We start from the raw sequence: 20,287 nt of genomic DNA, 5'->3' as shown, positions 1-20,287 counted from the left end.
CTAGTGAGCATGCATCAATGGTATTCCTGTCACTCAGTCAGCAATAATTTTTCTAATAGCTAACTGCGATGCCTGCGAAAATGTCCCACTTTGTCGCATTTTCTCGCTCACACAACCTCCGTCTCAGTGATAAGTCATAAAAAACAGTGCGTTATGATACAAAACTGTGATACAGGCATTCAATTTAGATACAAAATGGGATGTAATAAATTGTTAAGCCTACACAGTGAGTAAGTAAAATATGGATATAGAACAAGAAATTAAAAATTTTCTTTATGACTCTATGAAGGATAATGATCAGAAGTACCGAGATATACAATTGATATTGTTTTTTTTCGGGTTTCGAGAGGAGGATTGGCCAACTCTAGATGCGACAGCAATAAGGTTCGAGGTTGGAGAGTCAGAAAACAGGAAGTCTGAGCGACCTAGACAAATAATTAAAGATAAGTTTACCAGTAAAGTTCAACTTACAGAGTTACCTTCAATCAGGAGAGTGTCCGAGGTTATTTCTTCTCAAGAGTACATGTCTACAGGTGTTCTAATTGAAAAACTTGAAGAGCTTAATCTACTCCCTAAAAATTACAGTGTAAAGGGTATTCTGAACTTATTGCATCAACTTGGTTTATGTAAACCATACGATATATATACAAATAAACTAAACAAGGCATCTCGGTCATCTATCTCAGATGAAAAGACTTTATATGTTATTCACTCTTCGGAGTTAAAGAAAATGAAGTCAGCAATGAATCGTATGATTGTTTTTCCTGGTCTTGTGGGAATAGCTAATTTAAGCACTTTCTTTGAAATATATCCTCAGCATGAAAAGTATAAAGAAGCGTTATTTAATATCCTGCACTCACGTGACGATGTGTGGCTTTCATCATTTAACGGTGTTTTTTATTACATAATTGAAAATCGAGATAATGCGCTGATTAATAACCTAGAAAAAGTCGTGAATGTGGCTGATAGTGTTGAATTAGAAGTGATGGTAAATGTATTATCCAATGCATTTAAACATAGGACACCACCTAAAGGAAACAGCTATCCACCAATTGAAGTTATTTCATCATACTTGAAAAAATCTAGATATACTGAGTGTAATGGTAAAGTGATTAAACTAAACATTAATCCGACCAAACTACGTGATATTGAGTATGACGTTGTCAATTTTATGAAAGGTAAAGGTCAGCTAGGTTTCTCAATAATAAAAGAACATCTGGAACTTAAAGGTTATTCGAAACCTTCAATTGATAAAGCTATTCTACATTCAACGATTGTAAATGCCGACAAATCGGTACGTAGACACTATAAGTACTCGCTACTTGAAAGTATACCTTTCGAATCGACGAAAGAGCTTGATAGATATACTGTCTTTAAAGCTAGACTGTTATCCATATGTGCGGAAGGTACAGATGACGAAGTCGAATCAAAGCGTAGAAAAGAACAACAAGTATTAAGGCAATGGTTGTTCGAAGGCAAAGAAAAAGCATGCTGTGCTATTTGCAATAACTTGTTTTCCGTCGATTCATTGGTGACAGCTCATAAAAAACCACGCTCGATTTGCTCATTTAATGAAAGAGTTGACCCAAATATTGTGATGCCTCTATGCAAGTTTGGTTGTGACCATGCTTATGAGGCGAACTATATATCTGTCAAGCAAGGGGTGGTTCAAAAAAACAACAGACGCAGTGGTACAGAGTTTGAAAATGCATGGGTCAATGCTGTTGTAGGTAACGTGGTTGATGCTCAGTGGCTGGAAGGTGAAGCTAACTACTTTGGCTCGTACGCTTAACGCACATGAGCTTTCTCGTCGTTAATAGGCAATAAGCATATTGGGCTGCGGCAGTAACCAACACTCTCGAACAACAAAGTCGTCTACTTAACTTTGCCCAAATTCAGATTATCCGAAGTAGACGACTTCGAGCTTTAGCTCTAACGCATTCCTGTCCAAAAACGATTCTGAGATTCAACAATCTTTATCAGGAACAGTGCTTACCCTGTAAGCGCTGCTCCCCACAAAAGTTTCAATCTTTAATGTAAAAGTTTCGAACTTTATTGTCAGAGTTTCGATCTTTGTTGTCCACCGACAATTGGCCGAAGGTAGGTTGGTCGAATCGAAAGAGGTAAAGTAAACATTACCTTTGAGAGGGTTTATGAGCTTGCTTTGGTACTTCAATTTGATGTGTTGCTTAACCTAATTAATTTGTATCGAGTTAATCGAGACTATCTTAAGTCAGACTTTCTAGCTCAGATAATGTTTGTAAAGCGTATTCTGGTCCTTTACTGCAGATCCAATCGTCGCTCGTAAAGTCGTGGCAAACTTTTGGTCTCTCTGGTTTTCCAAATAGGCTACACAGGTTGTGCTCGTTTAGTTGGACGCATCGTGTGCCAGCTGGTTTTCCTTTAGGCATACCAGGAATAGGGGAGGTAATCGAAGGTGCAATGCAGCAAGCACCACAGCCTTTATTTAGTGTGTCCGATATGCACGGTGACCACTCAGATACATTGATAGAGTAAGTTGTCATTGGTTCACCTATTGTATGCTAGAAAGTTAGTCCAAATCGGGGAGGCGGAATTCTAGTATATTGCTATCGGCAACGCCAAGCTTTTCTAGTTCTGCTAAGTACTTTTGCATATGAAACAATTGATATTGTAGTTCTAGCTTTTCTCCTTCTAGCGTTTTTAATCTGTTGTTAGCTAATTTCAGCTTTTCCCAATACACTTTTTTCAAGTGTCTTTCATGGTTACAAACTTGCTTTAAGTTGTCATTTGATACGGTGTTTTCTTTATTCAACGAACATTTTGCATCGTGTATTCGTTGTTTGATTTCTTCATACTTCGGGTGCTTATAGTTCAACGCTCCATTGGCTAAGCCTGCTTTTTTTTCTACAGCATATTGGCTAACTTTTTCTCCACTGGCTATCAGTTGAGTTAAAGCTAATTGGGCCGCTTTAGCTGATTGAGATACCTTACTCATAAGTTACCTCGTAAAAGTCCAGTGCTTGTTTATATGTTTCTAACTCCAAACGCAAAAACTCTATACTTGCGGTCGGTTGGTTGCTGTCTTTTGCTTGCTTTAATAAAGCTCTATATTTTTCATATCGCTTTAGCCATATGGGTATAGAGCTTTTATCTGCTACCAGGTTTTCACAGTCGGGATTGCAGTTTGCTGCTTGGGTTATGCTTTTGTACTCGCAATCCAATCCGTTCATACAGTACATACCGTTACCTAAAGACATAATTTTCGACTTTTTCCGTTTAGCAAGCGATTTAGCATGCTCGAATGATTGGTATATTTTTGATTTGATGGGGTTATTTCTTTGGCTTTCTATACTTGCCCCACCTTTACCAAATAAATTGCTTCCGTTTTGGAACTGCATTGCAATTGTTGCAGACCTTTCAAGATCTGCATTTTCAAGTTCTTTCGCAAAACTATCTGCAAGCTTGGCTATTGTCTTAGAGTTCGATATAAACCCATCTGAATACCATTCAGTAACAGACTTTGCGATATGTTTTAGCTGAACGAGCAATTGGTTTGATGTAACTAGCTCTAATCTTCTAACGTGGACGGCGATACTTCTTCGGTATTGATGAGACGTGATTGGCCACTTGCCACCTATGTAGATTTCTTGCTCTACTTTAAGGCGATCAGATAAGTTAGGGTTTAGACTCCAAAACTCCTCTATATCTTCTCTTGTTAAGACAATCTCGTGTTTTGATGTCCAGTCTAGTAAATTTTCCGAGTTTCTTTGAGTCTTCATTAGACGAAATTGGTTGGTCGAATAGAAGTGCCTTGCGTCAGTTTTTATGTATAAAGAGTCTAATTCTTGATTGGTTACTTTGAAGATAACTTGAGCTATTGGTTTAATTTTATCGAAAATAGTTTTGATGAAAGGCGCTCCTGCCCAAATCTGCTCAACTCCACCTTCATCAGCGTGCTTGTGCAATGTAGTATTTATTCCAACCCAGTCTTGTTCTTCGATGAGAGAGCCAAATTTCAGGGAAACCATTTCTGATTTTCTGATGCCTGTCATTGCTTGAATTGTTTCTGTCGCTAGTAAGGCTAGTTGGTTGAAAAAATTATAGATATCCTCTATGTCAACTAGGTATTTGGGGTATCTTCGGTTGTACGTTTTTAGCTGTGTATCGATTAACTTCCCGTTGTTCAAAGACTTATATGTATAACATTTGTTGTTGTAGTCATTGACGGATTCATCTGAACGGACTATTACAATTTTTTTGGTAGCGCATCGATTGTCATTAGCTATCTGTTGTAACCTTTCTTGGCAGAATTCGTCGATAAAGTACAACCAGTTATTATTATGTTTTTTTAAGTTGTTTTTTGTCAGATAGTCACTGTATCGGGGGAGTAAATTGCACAAATAACTCCAATTATCATTATTGACAGAAAAGTTGTTGAAGTGGTTTATGTATGAGGACCAATATGCATTGAGTATACTCATTGGCATACAATAGGTTTGATTCTTTGTGCGCCCAGGGGAAAGGAAGAGAAAATTTGTTTTGAGGTAGAAGTTATGTTGGCCAAATACCGAATGCTTCATATCCGCAATTCTAGAGAGGGACTTATAGTAGTTATCGATTGTTCCACTCGTTCTTCCCTCGTTAAATTCACTCATGAATTGTTGTCTGATTGGGGCCCTATCAAGACTGAAGAGTGAAGATATATTTGATTTCATGAGTACTTTTGCCACCAATATCAAGTTCTCTATGATCCTAATTACTGATGATAGTTTTGCCTTTTTAGGGCTAAACCATAAGAGGTATATGCCAACTATCTTTACCTCAACTTTGAGTTTTTCGGTAATGCCATTAAAATTAGCTTTCCTATAAGTCTCATCTTCATTTGTAAGATGTTGATTTGTCCAACTGTCATCAGAAAACTTGATACTTGGAAGTTCCATTTTCCCGGGGATGACCGTCATGTTAGAAAGCTTGCCGTAATCTTTTGTGGTTAAAGCGTCGTTGAGTTCGCATACAGAGGGGAAGCTTTTGTTGAGGTTGGATTCAACGTTACTGTCAACGAATGAAATATTCTCCTGAGTAGCTCTTAAGTTATCCATATATCAGCCACTCCATTGTTTTGAAGTTGATTCCTAGCCCTAGCAAGAGTTTTAGGACTGATGAATCGCAACATGAGGTTTATTTTATCTACCAAATGCATGTGTTTGTTTTTGGCAGTACTAGAGCCGACAAATGTCGATTTATTAAATTCAATCATATGCTGGAAACTAAGCAGATGGTAAACAGCCTGTTCATCATCGATTACAGCGCACTTAGGGCAGTTTACGCAGTTTGCGAAGTCAGCACACACTTTGGGCTTTCTACCAAAGTGATTTTGCTTACGAATGAAACCTTTGGCATTTTCTCCAGTATTTTTCTTGTCTAAGCAAACAAGTCCATTTAGTTGATAATCATTTGCTTGCTTCTCAATCAAGTTAATATCGTATTGCTTTGCAATTTCTTGCCTTGATTCAAACTTCTCTTGCTGAATGCATAAATCAGTCAGTTGTTTCAAAGCGGTGCTTATGGCATTTCTTGCTTCAAGAACATTCCCGTGCGCATAGTGTTTTCGGTAAGTACCCCAGTTATGTTGAGCTTTTTCAAGAATGACAAATGGGTCTTTAATCTCATTATCTGTCATTTGCTCTACTGTTTTTCTAATGCGACGGCTCGAAATACACGGGATTTCAATATCTCTTTGGGAAGCTGATATGACAATAGGGTGAACAGAGAATCTTGTGGTATCGGGTGTGAAACGTCTGACTTCTTTTGTTTGTCTTTGAGGTGAAAATAATAGGGCGTTATGACTGCTTACATAGCCTGTATTGAATAGATATTCAAGAATCAATTGGCGTGTTGAGATATAGTCTTCGAAAAAATTAATTCCGCTGATATCCGCTTCTAGCCCAGAAACACCGATATTTAGTCGAATGAACTTTTTTGCTCTTCCCTTGTATAGGTAGTTGCTTTCCACACCATCTACGTTTTTTGTTATGTCATTAGCATCTAGCTCACAAAGCTGCTTTTCATTGCTCCATGTGTAAAGAACAAAGAGTATGTATGCACTCTGCATAAACCAGAACAATGGATTTCGTTGTATGTAGTCAAAAGTTACGTTTTGCTTTTTGAAATTAATCTCTAGTATTTCTATACAATCATTAAGCGGAAAGTCTCTTTTGTTTAAGCTTTGCTTGTCTATATGCCTTTTAATCATCTCAGAGCAAGTTTTATAGATTTGGACGGCCGAGATTGTGATTAACTTGAGATCGTTAATGGTGTAAGGGGTGTTCGACCCTCTGTATCTTTGTCCTGTGAAACTGTACTTATAGTAAGCACTTATCTCACCAGTCATCATTAGGTAAGCGTTCGCTTGGTTAAATCTAGTCGTCGCATGCTGCCTGCTTATCTCTCGTGACAAGACTCTAGATTGGAGGTGAAGGCTGTAGTCACTGAGGCTAGATGAATCTCTTAATAGACGCCTATGGTTTACTTGAAAATCAAAAAACTCCTTTAAAGCGGAGAATATTGTTTTTCTACCTGCTGGAGCATAACCTCGGAGAAACTTTGCAAATAGTACTGCATTATCATGTAGTTCTTGGGAATAATTGGCTTTGTGTTTTGTGAAAAATTCTTTGTTGATACCGCTCGCTCTTCTGCCAAGGCTTGAAGGGGTTCCAAAAAAACCTTTAAGTGAAGCCATGTTAAGGTCGATGACCTGACGGCCATCATTTATACGACTCACATTAATAACTAAATCTACATCATAGTCGGGACTGTTCATTTTAACGTCCTGCAATAGCGTCAGATACGAATTGATCCATGATCGTAGTTACCTGATTAGAAACGTCATTTCTGCTTATGAACTTTAAGTACATTAATGTTGTTTCTTCTCGTTTATGTCCCATGTAGTAACGAGTAATATCGAGTGCTATTTGGGTGTTTCTATTCGTAACCTTAAGTGCCGACTTCATAAGGTTTGTTGCGAATGTAGCCCTGAGATCATGAGGTGTATGATTGAACGTAGAGTTGTAAACTCCATAATACTTTTTTTTAAGTCTATACCATGCACTGTAAAATGCATCTTCAGAGTAATTGAGTAATGGAGGGTGCCTTTTAGATTGCCCTACGCTTTTATTAATACGCTTTTTACATCGGGGAGAAATAGAATAATCTAGTATGTTTTCTACTAGAGTTCTCGTTATGAAAAGCTCTCGATAAGATGAGAACTTTGTTTTAACACCATTCTGGGGACCAATACAAATACCTTTTATAATCTGGCTATCTTCTTCTGTAACATGCTCTTCTTTGATAAGACCCATAGGAAAACTCAATGCCTCTTGCTTTCTTAGTCCACAAAACATCATTAGTTTAATAGCTAATTGAAACTCTATAGTTTCAAGTTTGATTAACTGTAGGAACTGGTTTTGAACTTGTTCTATGAGTGGAGATAATGATTGTTCAGGTGATTTTTGAATTTGGATTGCTAGATCGGAAGAATGAATTTGCCTAAACCCATCAACAATACTGAGCTTGTGATTATAAAAATTATGCTTATCGACTAAGCCTTCAAGATCTAACCAGTCATACAATCTTTTGATTACTTGAATGTATGCGTTAGCGGTACTACGACTTAAGTCTTCCCTTTCTTGAACACGGTTCAATAAATAGTTTCGAAATCCATGAGTCGGGCTGTCGAGTTTAATTTTTGTAGTGAGCAATGCATCTATATTGTTAAGGAGTAGCCAGTTAAGCCAAGTTTTTAGCGCTTTAGCTGCTGGTAGTGAATCTACTTTCCCTTCCGAGACTTCATTAATGAGAAATAAGTTAGACAAGTAAACGATTTGGTTTTCGCTTCCAATTAGTACTGGCATATTAACTTCTTTGAAGTGCCCGGCCATACACAGTTTGTCATGAGGAGATTTTAGAGGGGATACAGTTCCAAGTCTGACGGGAACATTTACTAGGATATCCACGGACATGTCATTGCTACCTTTTCTAAATTATTAGATAAAGGTAGTAGTTCTAAGGTTAATTGAAAAGGGTAGCACCACAACCAAGACGACAATCCATAGTAAAAACACCCAATGAAAAAGGGAGCGGATGATAGCAAATAATTATTCTACGAGCATCCATTACTTCAACGAAACGGCTCCCTGAAAAAGAATAAGCTTGAAGTTTTAGGTGAGCAGCGGTATAAAACGCCTCCAATGATAATCGATGATAATGCGCTATGAATTCTCCTTTTTGGCAATCAAAATCTCTCACCGAAATGACCGAGCAAGAGTGGGAATCTCTCTGTGATGGTTGTGGTAAATGCTGCCTACATAAGCTAATGGATGAAGACAGTGACGAAGTGTATTACACCAACGTTGCCTGTAGTTGGCTTAATGATAAAACGTGTTCGTGCAAAGATTACCCTAATCGCTTTGATTCCGGTGAAGAATGTCTAAAGCTGACACGAGACAAAATCGATGAGTTTCACTGGTTACCAGATACTTGTGCGTATCGCTTATTAGCGGAAGATAAACCGCTCCCTGCTTGGCACCCGTTAATCACGGGATCGAAAGCCGAAATGCACGCCGAAGGTGAAAGCGTCCGTAATAAAGTCGTGTATGAGATTGATGTCATCGACTGGGAAGATCACATTTTAAATCACCCCAGTAGAAACTAGGTGAATCGGGGCTTCCTACTTAATCATCGACAGGTTCGGTCTTGCTTAGATCCTGGTCAAAGTGGGGAAGTTTGTAACGTTTACAAAGGGCTCTTTGTTTCTCTTCAGACAAATTCCCTTCTCGGACGAGTTCTTGCCAATATTTAGGCTCAACAAGCCGTTCTCGAAACTTCTTTTGTTGCATTTTATACAAAATGTACAGTACCAGAATACCGACAAATCCAAACAGTTCCATCTTACTCTCCCTTAATGAATTGGGTTTACTCACCTTTTCTTGGTGTTGATTGTAAGTGATGAGTGTAATGGGTTGGCTCGTGTTTTTAAAGCGCAAAACACTCACTTCAAGCTGAATTGGTTGAATCTAAAAGTATTAAGCTATCTAGTACACCAAAGGCGTGGAGCCAGCAATTGACATTGTTTTTCTTCTTTAAATGATGGTCGCAATAGCGCTGACTCTATTCCCACTATTTTTCATTCTATTTACCCTCCTTCATAAAAAAGTGACTGCTGATCTTTAGAGCAAAGGCAACGGAACATATTGTTCCGTTTTATTCATTTGTTCAATAAGGCTAAATGCTCATCCGCTATACGTTGAGCCATTCACTTGAGTTCTGCAGCGGACGTGAGATTGCTGAGTGTTGAGCTTAACTTGATGACCGAAAGTGATACGGCTTTCCTCTAGTAAGGAGTCTAGTTTTTCTTTATGTCTACATTCTCACAACCAATTGATTATAAATAATAAATATTTAAATTAGACATGAGTATGTACAACCATGATGAACCAAAATAAGAAAAGTGTTTCAGAAAAAAGTCCCCACGCCTTTCGAGCTGTCGGGCTAGCGGTACTTTTTTCAGGATTTTTGTTAAGCCCAATTTCTCAAGCGATGGCGTCCGAATTTAGTACTGGAGTGGATTCCCAGTCTGAGAGTGAGTGGTGGAGTAGCTATAAACTCGAGGTGAAAAACACCGGTTCTGAGACGGCGAATATGCATGAAGCCGAGATTGAATTTGTATTACCGGTTGCGATTAACGACATAGGGTGGTCATCATCTGATTTGTCTTATCCGTCTTGGGAAATATCGCACACGCCACAATCAAACGGCGTTCTTAACTCAGTTAAACTTAATTTTTCAGAAGGTTCTTGGGTAGACAATGCGTTAGCATCAGGTGAATCGGCACAATTGACTATCGCCTTTGGCGGGTCATTGACAGACTTGAACGCGTTCGAAGATTCTGTTGTGGTGAAAACCCATGGCACGGGTGATGGTGGTAGTGGTGAAGTTACTCCTTCCCCTGATTTCTCTCTAGACATCCTTTCTCCGGCTTCCAACTCCGTTGTTTATACCGGTTCGTATGTGGATATCGTTACGCGAATTAAAGAGGAAGGGGCAGATAAACTCGAGTTTTGGGCGAATAACATCAAGATCGGGCAGCAGTTTGTTGCAGAAGGGACAAACGAGTACCTGCAAGCATGGCAACCAACCGAAGTTGGGGCGGCCACTATTTCTGTGATGGCCTTTGATGATGAAGGTGCGAAGCTGACCGAGAAAACGGTAGAGCTGTCGGTTGAGACTGAGTCGACAGCCGCTAACCCTCCAATCGTGGATTTTATTTCTCCGGAAGCGGGATCTACTCATCAAAAAGGAGAAACCGTCACGATCGAAGCGAATGTCGTGGATGCCGATAATGACCTGGCCAGTGTTAAATTTTTTGCGAACGATGTTGAAGTCTGCCACCTAGATACGCAAACCAACCACGATTTGTCTTGTGATTGGACGCCTCAAACGGCAGGTACAGCGTCAATTCGTGTTGAAGCAGAGGACGATGAACAACATGTCACTCATGAAAGTTTAACCATCACAGTAACGGACACGAGCAACAGTTGTGGCGATGTTCCCCAGTACGAAGATGGTGTGGCTTACAAAATGGGTGATGAAGTCACCAACGTTGGCAATATCTATTCCTGTGATGTCGCGGGATGGTGTGGTAATTCGGTTTGGACTCCAGGCACTGGCGATCCTAATTACCCAGATGCATGGAAAGATGCTTGGAATGAAGTCGGCCAATGCGACCATAACCCTGTACCAGAAGTGCGTGTACAATCGCCCCAAAGTGGGAACAAATTATCGCCTAATCAGCCATTTGATGTGGTTGTCGAGGCGACAGACGATACCCAAGTAGAACGTGTTGAAGTAAAGCTGAACGGTAAAGTGGTGAAAACGTCGACAACCCCTTCGGATGATGATGTGTATACCATTACGATACCGGCACAAAAAGAAGGCCAATACACACTCACGGTTGTCGCTTATGATGATCAAGAGGCAAGCGCAGAAACCGCGCCGATGTCTATCGCAATCACCGACAAAGATCTGATGGTCTCACTCTCTTCACCAGCAGATGGTTCAAGTTTCGTTGAAGGGCGCGCTATTGCAATGAAAGCGGATGCGAAGAGCTACGAAGGTGATATTGCGTCGGTAACCTTTATGTCAAATGGCAACACGCTATTTAAAGACACAGAGGCCCCTTACGAATACGAATGGTTAGGCGCTCAGTCGGGCAGTTACGCTATTTCAGCTAAAGCGGTGAACACTGCGAACCAAGAGCAGACTTCTGCACCATCGAACATTACTGTGGAAGAAAGTACCAGTGGCGGCGGTGGCGGTAGCCTAGTGGGTAACCCAGACCGATCAATCAGTTACCTCACATCATGGGGATTAAACGACTACGAAGAACTGTTTAATTCGAAAGGCGATGGCTACTTGTTGTCATTTGGTCAGTGGGATGCTAGCGGTAATATTACTATCTCAGATGGTATGGTCTCAGTGCCTAATTATAATTCAGATTGGATGCCTTCTCAGTACTTGTCGTGGACGACCTTAAAACATGAGCACAGCAATGCCACAATGATGGTTGCATTCGGTGGTCAGACGTATGAAGGTATTTGGTCGGCAATCAGCACAGAGCAAAGCCGAGAAGCGGTCGCCAACGGTCTGGTAGAGTTAGCCAATACACCATTCCCTGTTTACAAGAAAGACCTGAAGCCTGAAGAGGTTGTGGGCGAATGTTTGGCAACAGATTGGAATGGTGACTGTGATTACAGTAAATACCAATTAGCGGGTTATGTTCAAATTGATGGTTTGGATTTCGACTTCGAAAAAGCGGCTCGAATCACCGACAAAGAGAACCAAGATCTCGCGGCGCTGATAAAACTGGTCCGTCAAAAGGTAGGCGATAGAAAAGTTCTCTCTTTAACCACTTACCACGTAGGCGCAGACCCAGTTGAGTGCGAGGATGACAGTGTATTTGAACATTGTTCTTACATTGAACCATCTGGTCGTTCATCTCACCATGGTGAAGTGATTGATCTATTAGAAGACACGAAGCATGACTTTGATTTCTTCAACGTGATGACTTACGACGCAGGTGAAAACTTCCTCTATAAAGTGGCAATGGAGAACTATGCGAGACACATTGGAGACAAATCGAAAATTGTTTTAGGCAATACGATTAACAGCCAATGGGGACCAGATGGCAATTTTGTTGAGACTCGTGATAATAACCTAGAGCGAGCAGCATGGCAGAAAGACAACGGCTATGGCGGCTTCTTCATGTGGACGCTTGGTGCTAGCAATCAAGGTCTATCCATGACAGAGCAAGTGGAATATTTCAACGATATGATTGACGTCAGTAAATAGTGTTGTCTATTCAGCTATTTAAATAATCCACTTTAGATTGGTGGAATGAAAAAAGGCTCACAGCAATGTGAGCCTTTTGGCGTTAGGGTAAGTGCCAAGTTTTAGATAGTTAACATCAATCTAAAATGAATGGATCTCGTCATGGCGATGCTCAAACGAGTGGCAGATCTGCGACCACTTGATCGAACGCTATTCGAGCTTTTTGTGCTTGTTCAGACAACTCAATCTTTTTCGCTTGAGCGGCACTTAGGTTACTTTGTGCCGCTTCAAGTGTTTGTTGGAGCCGTACCGGAAGTTTATGCTCATCCATTTTGGCACCTTGTTCAAGAACATAGGCGCGGATCTCTTTTTTCACATTCATGAGCACGCTGTAAGCCTCACGTTCAAGTTCTGCCGCTTGTTGTGCCGCATCTTTCTCTTTTTCAAACCGAGCCAGTGCGATACCTTCCGAAGACCAAGGATCCATATCTGGCAGTTCTTCAATATTAATCGTAGGTTCTATGTAATCATCTTGGTGGCGCAAGTCTAGGCTGGTCGCTCGAACCGCAGAAACCATCAACATGACAGAAATAACCAACAACGGTAAACCACCGACTATTGCCGCGGTTTGCAGCGTACTTAGCCCACCTAAAAACATCAGCGTCGTTGGCAAGAATGACAGGGTAAACGCCCAAAACATACGGTTCCAACGCATTGGCTCTTCGGTGACATTATTTTGAACGACAGAAGCCAAAATGTAAGAGATGGAATCGAAAGTTGTCGCTGTGAAAATAATACATAGCAGCGTAAATACCGCGATAACTAATGTGCTCATTGGTAACTGGGCAAGCATAGAAAAGATGGCTTTAGTTGGTCCCTCTTGATTGAGAATGGCGACCACGTCGAGCTGTCCTGAAAGTTGCAGTGACAGCCCATAATTACCCAGAATCATGAAAAACAAGAAACAGCCCATCGAGCCGAAGAAAATCGAACCTGCGACCATCTGTTTTATGGTTCTTCCGCGTGATATCCGCGCAACAAATAATCCCATACTTGGAGCAAACACCAGCCACCATGCCCAGTAGAAAATAGTCCAATCTTGTGGGAAGTGGGTATTTTCAAAAGTACCGTAACCACCAAACGGTTCTGCCCATGTTGCCATAACGAAGAAGTTAGACATCAGTCGTCCGATGGAATCTAAGCCCGTTTCAAGCATGAAGATAGTGGGCCCGGCAATAAGTACAAAAGCGAGTAAGCCCATCGCACCCCAGAAATTGATGTTACTTAAAATCTTGATGCCTTTTTCGAGACCCGCGTAAGAAGAATACGCAAAAATCGCGGTACAAAGTAACAGCACACTGACCTGAGTGACATTATTTTTTGGCAACCCCAATAGGTGGCTAAGCCCTTCTGTAATAAGAGGTGCCGCTAACCCTAAAGTTGTTGCCGCGCCGCCAAGTAAACCAAAGATAAATAAGACATCAACAATTTTTCCAGCAGCGCCACGGCTCCGGTGTTCCCCCAAAACAGGCATTAATGCACTCGAGATTTTGAGTACCGGTTGTTTACGAACATAGAAGAAGTAGGCGATGGGAATGGCAGGAATAAGGTAGATAGACCAGGCAATTGGCCCCCAATGGAACAACCCGTAGGTGGCCGCCCAGCGAACGGCTTCTTCACTTCCTGGGTCCAATTGAAAAGGAGGCGATTGGTAGTAGTAGGCCCACTCAATACAGCCCCAATAAAGAATGCTCGCGCCTATACCTCCACAAAAGAGCATGGCTGCCCATGAGGCGGTGGCAAACTCTGGCTTTTCGTCAGCGTCACCTAATTTGATTTGGCCCATATCGCTGAAGATAACGTAGACCATAAAAGCACACGCTGTTAGGCCAAGAGCGAGGTAAAGAAAACCGAGTTGATCGGTCATAAATGTCTTAGCGATCGCTATCCAATCCGCGCCTTGATCAGGAAACAGTATTAGCGGGAAGACTATCGAGAGTAGAAGTGCAATGGCACCAAAAAAAGTGGGCTTATCGATAAGCTCAAAAGCGTGTTTCACGAGTGTTGCTCCATAAAAATTGAGGCAAGGATTATGGAGGGAACTCGATTTTGAGGACAAATCAGGTCCTTTGTCGTGATGACAAATCTGATTCATCGTCGATCAATGACTAGATGTTCGCTTGTAACGAATTGAACGATCTATCAATAAAAACGTTCTATTAAGGTAAAACGTTATAAAATAGCTAAGAGAATGCCGCCAATGGTTGCCGCAGCGGAAAGGTATTGCCCCGCTGAATAAGACCCATCGTCCTCTTCTTTAATTTTATCGGGGTGATCCATCCCCAAAGCACCGTGAGCAAAAGACTCGACTTTTGACGTGGTTGTCTTTTCAGACTCAGTGCCTTCTTTTTCGAGCTCCTTAAGCGCAGCGAGCAAAGCCTTGCCCTCTTCGGACAGCGTGACTTTATTTTGTTCGACTTTTAGTGGGGCAGGGCCCTTGTTTTCGGTTGCCTGGCTATTTTGAGGCTTGACCTGTTGGGCTTGGGTCAGCTTGGCTGGCTCCATTCCTACTGGTGTCATACATCTCTCCTTTACACGCCTACAATCAGTATATCGACCAAGGTATGAAAAACTTGTGTAAAATTATCCATAATTTGTATGACTATCAGTTAAGCAAAAATCAAGCCTATTTTTGCGTGTTTATTGACCTTTTACGTAATATCCGAATATTGAGTGAACTTTGCGATTTGGCTATCGTTTTTTATACACACGAAAAATGAAATCTGCTTCACACTGAAAAACATCAAGTTTGGCCAGTTCTGCTTTTAATTCTTCTGTGGCTTTCCATGCGAACGGTGTCATTTGCAGTAGTTGTAATCCATCACCTTTTGCAAGTTCCATGGTGTAATTCAGTTTCTGTTGATGCACTAAATCAAACCCTTCTAAATGCTCTTCTTCCTCGCTATGAAGGTGAACATCGGTATAGATCTTTTTCCTGAGCTGGTATAGGTGCCTCGCCGCTGGCGTAACCGTGATCACTTTTCCTGAATCGACTAAGCAACGCGACAATTCTTCGGCTTTGCAAGGTGCGTAAATTCTTAAAATAGCGTCTAGTGAATGGTCGGCAAAAGGCAGTCGATGACTGGATGCAACACTGAAATCGCATTGCGGATACTGTTTTGCCGCGTAGCGAATAGCCACTTTTGAAATATCTAAGCCGTAGATTTGCGCTTGCGGACGTGTCTGTTTGAGTGACGTGGCAACTTGATCGGTGTAATAGCCCTCGCCACATCCAATATCAAGTAAGTGGGCTTGCTCTGACTCAACTTGCTCCTGACATAACGCCGCGACAGCTTGGCGCATTGGCTCATAATACCCAGCTTGCAGGAATGAACGACGAGCCTGCATCATTTCTTTATTGTCGCCAGGATCTTTAGAACGCTTATGGTGAGCAGGCATGAGGTTGACATAACCTTCTTTGGCTAAATCAAAACGATGGTTGTTGTCACAGGCGAAAGTACGCTGATCTTGATGAAGCGGACGGTGACAAAGGGGGCACTGGTAAGCCATAATGACCTCAAAAGAGTAGCAAGGACGGTAAGTCTAGCGGTTATGATTAAAAATAAAAAGAGCAGCGATTGCTGCTCTTTTTGATTACTCGCACTATTTCTACTACTTAATAGAAAGAATGGTAATAAGTTGGTGGTTTTCGTTTGGTTGTAAGGTTTTACCTGTATTGATGGTTGGTGCATGAAGCGTCGACTCAACACATAAAAAACGAAGATACCCATCGTTGGTCATATCGCCCATTCCTGCTGCGCCTTCTGCCCAAGGGTTCCAAAGTACTGCGCTGTTATGTCCTTCATTTTGAACCTGAATAGTACGTTGAAGTTTTAAGTCTTTTACTTCAATCGACGGTGAAGGTTTTGTATAAACACGATCAATGGTATCAGTGAGCACAAGGGGCTTTTCATCATGACAAACTTTGTCTTCTTGCAAGCTATCAATGTATTCGCTTCCAGCCCCTGTTGTACTTGCTTCATGGATATTGCCCAGGTTCAGGTAAGTATGAAGAGCACCTGAGAACATCCAAGCATGATCATCTGTGTTGGTGACATCAAGCGTGACTTTTAGTGTATCGGTAACCTCAATATTCAGTCGAGCATCAAATTGATGAGGCCAAATTGAAAGTGTCTGTTGGTTTGCTTTTAGTCCAAGGCTAATAATAACGCCATTCTCATTTTCTCGGTGTTCAATCAAAGACCACTCAGAGGTTCGAGCAAAACCATGAGCCGGTGCGGCGACTCGGCCAAACCATGGCCAACAGACAGGGATACCACCCCTTAGTGCAGCTTTGCCATCGAAAATGGCGTTGTCACTCATCCAAATAAGGTCTTCTTGACCGTTTGGTTGGAATGAAATGACATGCCCGCCGTGCAGTGCAATGCCTGCCGTTGCTTTATCGTGAATGACACGTAGCACTTTGATGCCTTCTATTTCAACAACAGTGATGTTATCGGAGAGCACGGTAAGAGTGGGTAGAGATAATAAATCCATTAATTTGTCCTCAATGAGAGAAAATGACAGTCTGATATCGAATCGTAGATAGGTTCTAGAACGAGATATGGGGCTGTAATTTATTCACAAAATACAGATAACAAAAAGGCGACTCAAGAGCCGCCTTCTTTTAAATCTTATTTTCACAAACAAGCTTTACTAGTTACTTACAAATCTAATTACTTAGAGATGTGTGCAATTAGGTCAAGAACTTTGTTTGAGTAACCGATTTCGTTGTCGTACCAAGATACAACTTTAACGAATGTGTCAGTTAGTGCAACACCAGCTTTAGCATCGAATACTGAAGTTTGAACTTCACCGATGAAATCTTGTGATACAACTTGGTCTTCAGTGTAACCTAGAACACCTTTAAGCTCGCCTTCAGATGCTTCTTTCATAGCAGCACAGATTGCTTCGTAAGAAGCTGGAGTCTTAAGGTTAACGGTTAGGTCAACTACAGAAACGTTAGCAGTTGGTACGCGGAAAGCCATACCAGTTAGTTTGCCGTTTAGTTCTGGAAGAACAACGCCTACTGCTTTAGCAGCACCAGTTGAAGATGGGATGATGTTTTGAGAAGCACCACGGCCACCGCGCCAGTCTTTAGCAGAAGGACCATCAACAGTTTTTTGAGTCGCTGTAGTAGCGTGAACTGTAGTCATAAGACCAGATTCGATACCGAACTTGTCGTTAAGAACTTTAGCAACAGGTGCTAGACAGTTAGTCGTACAAGAAGCGTTAGAAACAACATCTTCACCAGCGTAAGTGTTTTGGTTAACACCCATAACGATCATTGGAGTTGCGTCTTTAGAAGGACCAGTAAGAACAACTTTCTTAGCACCAGCAGTGATGTGCTTACGTGCAGTCTCGTCTGTTAGGAAAAGACCCGTTGCTTCAGCAACTACGTCTACATCGATAGCATCCCATTTAAGATCTTCAGGGTTGCGCTCAGCTGTTACACGTACAGTTTTACCGTTAACGATTAGGTTTCCGCCTTCAACTTCAACAGTACCGTTGAAACGGCCGTGAGTTGAGTCGTACTTAAGCATGTAAGCCATGTACTCTACGTCGATTAGATCGTTAATACCTACTACTTCGATATCGTTGCGCTCCTGCGCTGCACGAAATACGAAACGACCGATACGGCCAAAACCGTTAATACCTACTTTGATAGTCATTATGTTGCTCCACAACTTAATTTCTGAATAAAGATAACTGGTAGTAAAATTACAAAATCCAGTTTGCATCTGCAACCGATAATCGGGGTTTACTTGTTTAATGTCAAAAAAAACTGTCGCTTTTTTTCACATTTTGCCGCAAATGGTGTTTTTTTGTACTCAATACTGGAGAGTATGTAACTCAGCTATCGAAAAATGCTTTAAAATAACAAAGTGTTCTATTGCTTTGTAACGTCCTTGTTATTGCGAGAAAGTATGTGCTACAACAAGTGGTTTTCGCAAGTATTTAGAAATAAAAATTTGTACTAGATATGAGAGTGAGTGAGGTTTTTTATGGAAAAAGGCAATCCGGATTTTGTCAATAAGTCCGATGAGGACTGGCGTGAGCAGCTCTCTGATGTTGAATTTGAAGTCTGTAGACTCAGTGCTACAGAAGCGCCGTTTAGCGGTACGTTACTGCATAATAAAGAGACTGGAATGTACCAGTGTACGTGTTGTCAAGCTCCGTTATTTGACTCAGAGAGTAAATACGATTCAGGCTGCGGGTGGCCGAGCTTCGATGCACCAGTTAATGACGATGCCATTCGTTACATTGAAGACCTGAGTCACGGTATGAAGCGGGTAGAGATAAAATGTAACCAATGTGATAGCCATTTAGGTCATGTTTTTCCTGATGGCCCTGCGACAACGGGTGAGCGCTATTGTGTCAATTCCGTGTCGTTAATTTTCAACAAAAGTAATAAAAGCGGTGAATAGTCACCGCTTTCTGTTTCATAGTTACAATATTTTGAATGGCTGCCTGATGCAATGTAAGAGAATGACCAACTTATTCCAGGTCTTTGGGAATCATATTGCTATCAAAAGAGGCAGAGCGAATAGCATCCTCAACTGAATCGGCAATATCATCTAGCCTATTGTATTTTTCTTCGGTAAAACCATAAAGAAGTTGAAGCTCTTTATCTGAAGCAATATCAACATCGTAACTCTTAGCGACCATTGCCCATATGTAAGCGAGTTCTTTCTTGTCAACTCGATAGTAGGTACTGGCAAGCGTCTTTAAGATTTCAGTATTCACCTTGTCTGTCTTGGTCAGTTCCAGTGCTCGGTTAAGCAGATCAATGGTCTTGGTCTGGTTTCGATTGGTGTAAAACGTAGCGAGAGCATATTGCATCTCAGCGGTTTGGAGTTTTTCAGAGCCTTCAAGCTGAAGAAACGCTCTTCTCGATGGTTCATCTCCGATTTGGCTCCACAAGAAGTAAAGTGCTTCTGGTGAGTCTGATTGTTTAAGTTGGCTAACAATACGTTCCAATTCTTCTCCAGAATACATCAAAGCATTAAAACGTTGCTGTTTTAATTCCGTTTGATCGATTGGCTGAATTTGCGCTGCCAGCTCTAAACAACGTCGATACAGACGCCCCAATTCATATTCTTGAATAATGTTTTCATCGGATGGGTTTTTAAACACTTCGAATCGGTGCCAGATAAGATCAGTTCGAGGGACTCGGCACTGCCCATCATTCATGTTTAGCAATTCACAACGAAGTTCTGGCGTGTCTTTACAGAGCCTATCGGTATTTTTGTTGATTTCGAAACAGCCGGTCAAAATGAGTGCTGTTAGGGTAATAGTGCATAGTTTAGATAATTTCATAAAGTCGCTTGTGATCAATTACACTTATTTTTCTATCTAGCCTTGACTCAACAGGATAGCGTTATATTTTTGTTACTGTTTCTTTAAGTAAGGGTAGAACATGGATGCTGAAAGTTTATTAGAGGCGATAACACCAGAAGTTTATCAGCGATTAACTTACGCTGTTGAAACTGGAAGGTGGCCAGAAGGTACGCGTCTTTCTCAATCTCAACGAGACTCATGTATGCAAGCCGTCATGCTTTACCAATCTAAGCATAATGTAGACGCGCCACATATGACAGTCGCAGCGGGAGGCGAGATCAGCTTTAAGTCAAAGTCTGAACTAAAAAAGCAGTTTAATAACAACGAAAGTGACATTTTGCGAGTAAATCCGAACAAACAGTGATAACTCTAAGTGATGACAGTAAGTAGATAAGTCTTCGACTTTACACCATGATAAGCCGTTCATAAAACACGTAAAAAAGAAGTAGAAAAAACAAAAGCTATCTTAGTGTCTGACTAAGGTAGCTTTTTTTGCTTTTGCTTTTGCTTTTGCTTTTGC

Annotated in this window: 17 protein-coding genes; 5 read left to right on the top strand and 12 right to left on the bottom strand. The window is 41.2% G+C overall.

Features of this window, described 5'->3' with window-relative positions; all coding sequences use genetic code 11:
- The first annotated feature begins 241 nt into the window (after positions 1-241).
- Positions 242-1,792, top strand: coding sequence for a hypothetical protein (locus tag A1QO_RS11210; RefSeq protein WP_017041622.1), 1,551 nt, complete (start codon positions 242-244; stop codon positions 1,790-1,792).
- A gap of 436 nt (positions 1,793-2,228) precedes the next feature.
- On the opposite strand, the gene A1QO_RS20075 is transcribed toward A1QO_RS11210, so the two are convergent.
- Genes A1QO_RS20075 through A1QO_RS11190 form a run of 5 tightly spaced genes read right to left on the bottom strand, consistent with a single transcriptional unit; the run spans position 2,229 to position 8,000 of the window.
- Entirely contained in the window at positions 2,229-2,525 is a 297-nt protein-coding gene (locus tag A1QO_RS20075) for a YkgJ family cysteine cluster protein (RefSeq protein WP_084818949.1), read from the bottom strand.
- Positions 2,526-2,551: 26 nt separating this feature from the next.
- Positions 2,552-2,977, bottom strand: a complete 426-nt coding sequence (locus A1QO_RS11205; RefSeq protein WP_017041621.1) for a hypothetical protein — start codon at positions 2,975-2,977, stop codon at positions 2,552-2,554.
- Complete coding sequence (locus tag A1QO_RS11200) at positions 2,970-5,081, bottom strand: hypothetical protein (protein WP_017041620.1); 2,112 nt, start codon at positions 5,079-5,081, stop codon at positions 2,970-2,972. Before A1QO_RS11200 ends, A1QO_RS11205 begins: the two co-directional genes overlap by 8 nt.
- Complete coding sequence (locus A1QO_RS11195; RefSeq protein ID WP_017041619.1) at positions 5,069-6,802, bottom strand: hypothetical protein; 1,734 nt, start codon at positions 6,800-6,802, stop codon at positions 5,069-5,071. The genes A1QO_RS11200 and A1QO_RS11195 overlap by 13 nt, the downstream gene beginning before the upstream one ends.
- A gap of 1 nt (position 6,803) precedes the next feature.
- Positions 6,804-8,000, bottom strand: coding sequence for a tyrosine-type recombinase/integrase (locus A1QO_RS11190; RefSeq protein WP_017041618.1), 1,197 nt, complete (start codon positions 7,998-8,000; stop codon positions 6,804-6,806).
- 251 nt (positions 8,001-8,251) lie between these two features.
- Between A1QO_RS11190 and A1QO_RS11185 the strand changes: the two genes are divergently transcribed.
- Entirely contained in the window at positions 8,252-8,692 is a 441-nt protein-coding gene (locus A1QO_RS11185; RefSeq protein ID WP_017034012.1) for a YcgN family cysteine cluster protein, read from the top strand.
- Between the two features lie 19 nt (positions 8,693-8,711).
- Here the strand turns inward: A1QO_RS11185 and A1QO_RS11180 are convergent, their stop codons facing one another.
- Positions 8,712-8,927 carry a hypothetical protein gene (locus A1QO_RS11180; RefSeq protein ID WP_017034011.1) on the bottom strand — a complete coding sequence of 72 codons (216 nt, stop codon included), beginning with the start codon at positions 8,925-8,927 and terminating at the stop codon, positions 8,712-8,714.
- Between the two features lie 538 nt (positions 8,928-9,465).
- Between A1QO_RS11180 and A1QO_RS11175 the strand changes: the two genes are divergently transcribed.
- Positions 9,466-12,387 carry an Ig-like domain-containing protein gene (locus A1QO_RS11175; RefSeq protein ID WP_017040532.1) on the top strand — a complete coding sequence of 974 codons (2,922 nt, stop codon included), beginning with the start codon at positions 9,466-9,468 and terminating at the stop codon, positions 12,385-12,387.
- Positions 12,388-12,538: 151 nt separating this feature from the next.
- On the opposite strand, the gene A1QO_RS11170 is transcribed toward A1QO_RS11175, so the two are convergent.
- The 5 genes from A1QO_RS11170 to gap form a co-directional block, all read right to left on the bottom strand.
- Positions 12,539-14,425, bottom strand: a complete 1,887-nt coding sequence (locus A1QO_RS11170) for a BCCT family transporter (protein WP_017040531.1) — start codon at positions 14,423-14,425, stop codon at positions 12,539-12,541.
- Between the two features lie 173 nt (positions 14,426-14,598).
- The gene (locus tag A1QO_RS11165) at positions 14,599-14,946 is read right to left on the bottom strand and encodes a hypothetical protein (protein ID WP_017034008.1); all 348 of its coding nucleotides are present in this window, start codon (positions 14,944-14,946) and stop codon (positions 14,599-14,601) included.
- Between the two features lie 171 nt (positions 14,947-15,117).
- A complete protein-coding gene (rlmA, locus tag A1QO_RS11160; RefSeq protein ID WP_017034007.1) occupies positions 15,118-15,936 on the bottom strand; it encodes a 23S rRNA (guanine(745)-N(1))-methyltransferase in 819 nt (272 codons plus the stop codon).
- A 102-nt stretch (positions 15,937-16,038) separates the two neighbouring features.
- Positions 16,039-16,923, bottom strand: a complete 885-nt coding sequence (locus A1QO_RS11155; RefSeq protein WP_017034006.1) for a D-hexose-6-phosphate mutarotase — start codon at positions 16,921-16,923, stop codon at positions 16,039-16,041.
- A 179-nt stretch (positions 16,924-17,102) separates the two neighbouring features.
- The gene (gene gap, locus A1QO_RS11150) at positions 17,103-18,098 is read right to left on the bottom strand and encodes a type I glyceraldehyde-3-phosphate dehydrogenase (RefSeq protein ID WP_017034005.1); all 996 of its coding nucleotides are present in this window, start codon (positions 18,096-18,098) and stop codon (positions 17,103-17,105) included.
- A 333-nt stretch (positions 18,099-18,431) separates the two neighbouring features.
- Here gap and msrB point away from each other — a divergent pair, with 333 nt between their 5' ends.
- The gene (msrB, locus tag A1QO_RS11145) at positions 18,432-18,854 is read left to right on the top strand and encodes a peptide-methionine (R)-S-oxide reductase MsrB (protein ID WP_017034004.1); all 423 of its coding nucleotides are present in this window, start codon (positions 18,432-18,434) and stop codon (positions 18,852-18,854) included.
- Between the two features lie 70 nt (positions 18,855-18,924).
- Here the strand turns inward: msrB and A1QO_RS11140 are convergent, their stop codons facing one another.
- Positions 18,925-19,746 carry a DUF2989 domain-containing protein gene (locus A1QO_RS11140; RefSeq protein ID WP_017034003.1) on the bottom strand — a complete coding sequence of 274 codons (822 nt, stop codon included), beginning with the start codon at positions 19,744-19,746 and terminating at the stop codon, positions 18,925-18,927.
- 100 nt (positions 19,747-19,846) lie between these two features.
- On the opposite strand from A1QO_RS11140, the gene A1QO_RS11135 reads away from it, so the two are divergent.
- Positions 19,847-20,131, top strand: coding sequence for a YeaC family protein (locus tag A1QO_RS11135; RefSeq protein ID WP_017034002.1), 285 nt, complete (start codon positions 19,847-19,849; stop codon positions 20,129-20,131).
- Positions 20,132-20,287: the final 156 nt, after the last annotated feature.

It is taken from the genome of Vibrio genomosp. F10 str. ZF-129 (genome assembly GCF_000287055.2).
GTDB lineage: Bacteria > Pseudomonadota > Gammaproteobacteria > Enterobacterales > Vibrionaceae > Vibrio.
This window is presented reverse-complemented; position numbering and strand designations above follow the sequence as displayed.

Bases quoted from the DNA above. Each gene is read 5' to 3' on its own strand.
- msrB (WP_017034004.1), top strand. From the start codon at position 18,432: ATGGAAAAAGGCAATCCGGATTTTGTCAATAAGTCCGATGAGGACTGG.
- A1QO_RS11175 (WP_017040532.1), top strand. From the start codon at position 9,466: ATGATGAACCAAAATAAGAAAAGTGTTTCAGAAAAAAGTCCCCACGCC.
- A1QO_RS11135 (WP_017034002.1), top strand. From the start codon at position 19,847: ATGGATGCTGAAAGTTTATTAGAGGCGATAACACCAGAAGTTTATCAG.
- A1QO_RS11190 (WP_017041618.1), bottom strand. From the start codon at position 8,000: ATGTCCGTGGATATCCTAGTAAATGTTCCCGTCAGACTTGGAACTGTA.
- A1QO_RS11210 (WP_017041622.1), top strand. From the start codon at position 242: ATGGATATAGAACAAGAAATTAAAAATTTTCTTTATGACTCTATGAAG.
- gap (WP_017034005.1), bottom strand. From the start codon at position 18,098: ATGACTATCAAAGTAGGTATTAACGGTTTTGGCCGTATCGGTCGTTTC.
- A1QO_RS11200 (WP_017041620.1), bottom strand. From the start codon at position 5,081: ATGGATAACTTAAGAGCTACTCAGGAGAATATTTCATTCGTTGACAGT.
- A1QO_RS11195 (WP_017041619.1), bottom strand. From the start codon at position 6,802: ATGAACAGTCCCGACTATGATGTAGATTTAGTTATTAATGTGAGTCGT.
- A1QO_RS11185 (WP_017034012.1), top strand. From the start codon at position 8,252: ATGAATTCTCCTTTTTGGCAATCAAAATCTCTCACCGAAATGACCGAG.
- A1QO_RS11155 (WP_017034006.1), bottom strand. From the start codon at position 16,923: ATGGATTTATTATCTCTACCCACTCTTACCGTGCTCTCCGATAACATC.
- rlmA (WP_017034007.1), bottom strand. From the start codon at position 15,936: ATGGCTTACCAGTGCCCCCTTTGTCACCGTCCGCTTCATCAAGATCAG.
- A1QO_RS20075 (WP_084818949.1), bottom strand. From the start codon at position 2,525: ATGACAACTTACTCTATCAATGTATCTGAGTGGTCACCGTGCATATCG.
- A1QO_RS11165 (WP_017034008.1), bottom strand. From the start codon at position 14,946: ATGACACCAGTAGGAATGGAGCCAGCCAAGCTGACCCAAGCCCAACAG.
- A1QO_RS11180 (WP_017034011.1), bottom strand. From the start codon at position 8,927: ATGGAACTGTTTGGATTTGTCGGTATTCTGGTACTGTACATTTTGTAT.
- A1QO_RS11140 (WP_017034003.1), bottom strand. From the start codon at position 19,746: ATGAAATTATCTAAACTATGCACTATTACCCTAACAGCACTCATTTTG.
- A1QO_RS11205 (WP_017041621.1), bottom strand. From the start codon at position 2,977: ATGAGTAAGGTATCTCAATCAGCTAAAGCGGCCCAATTAGCTTTAACT.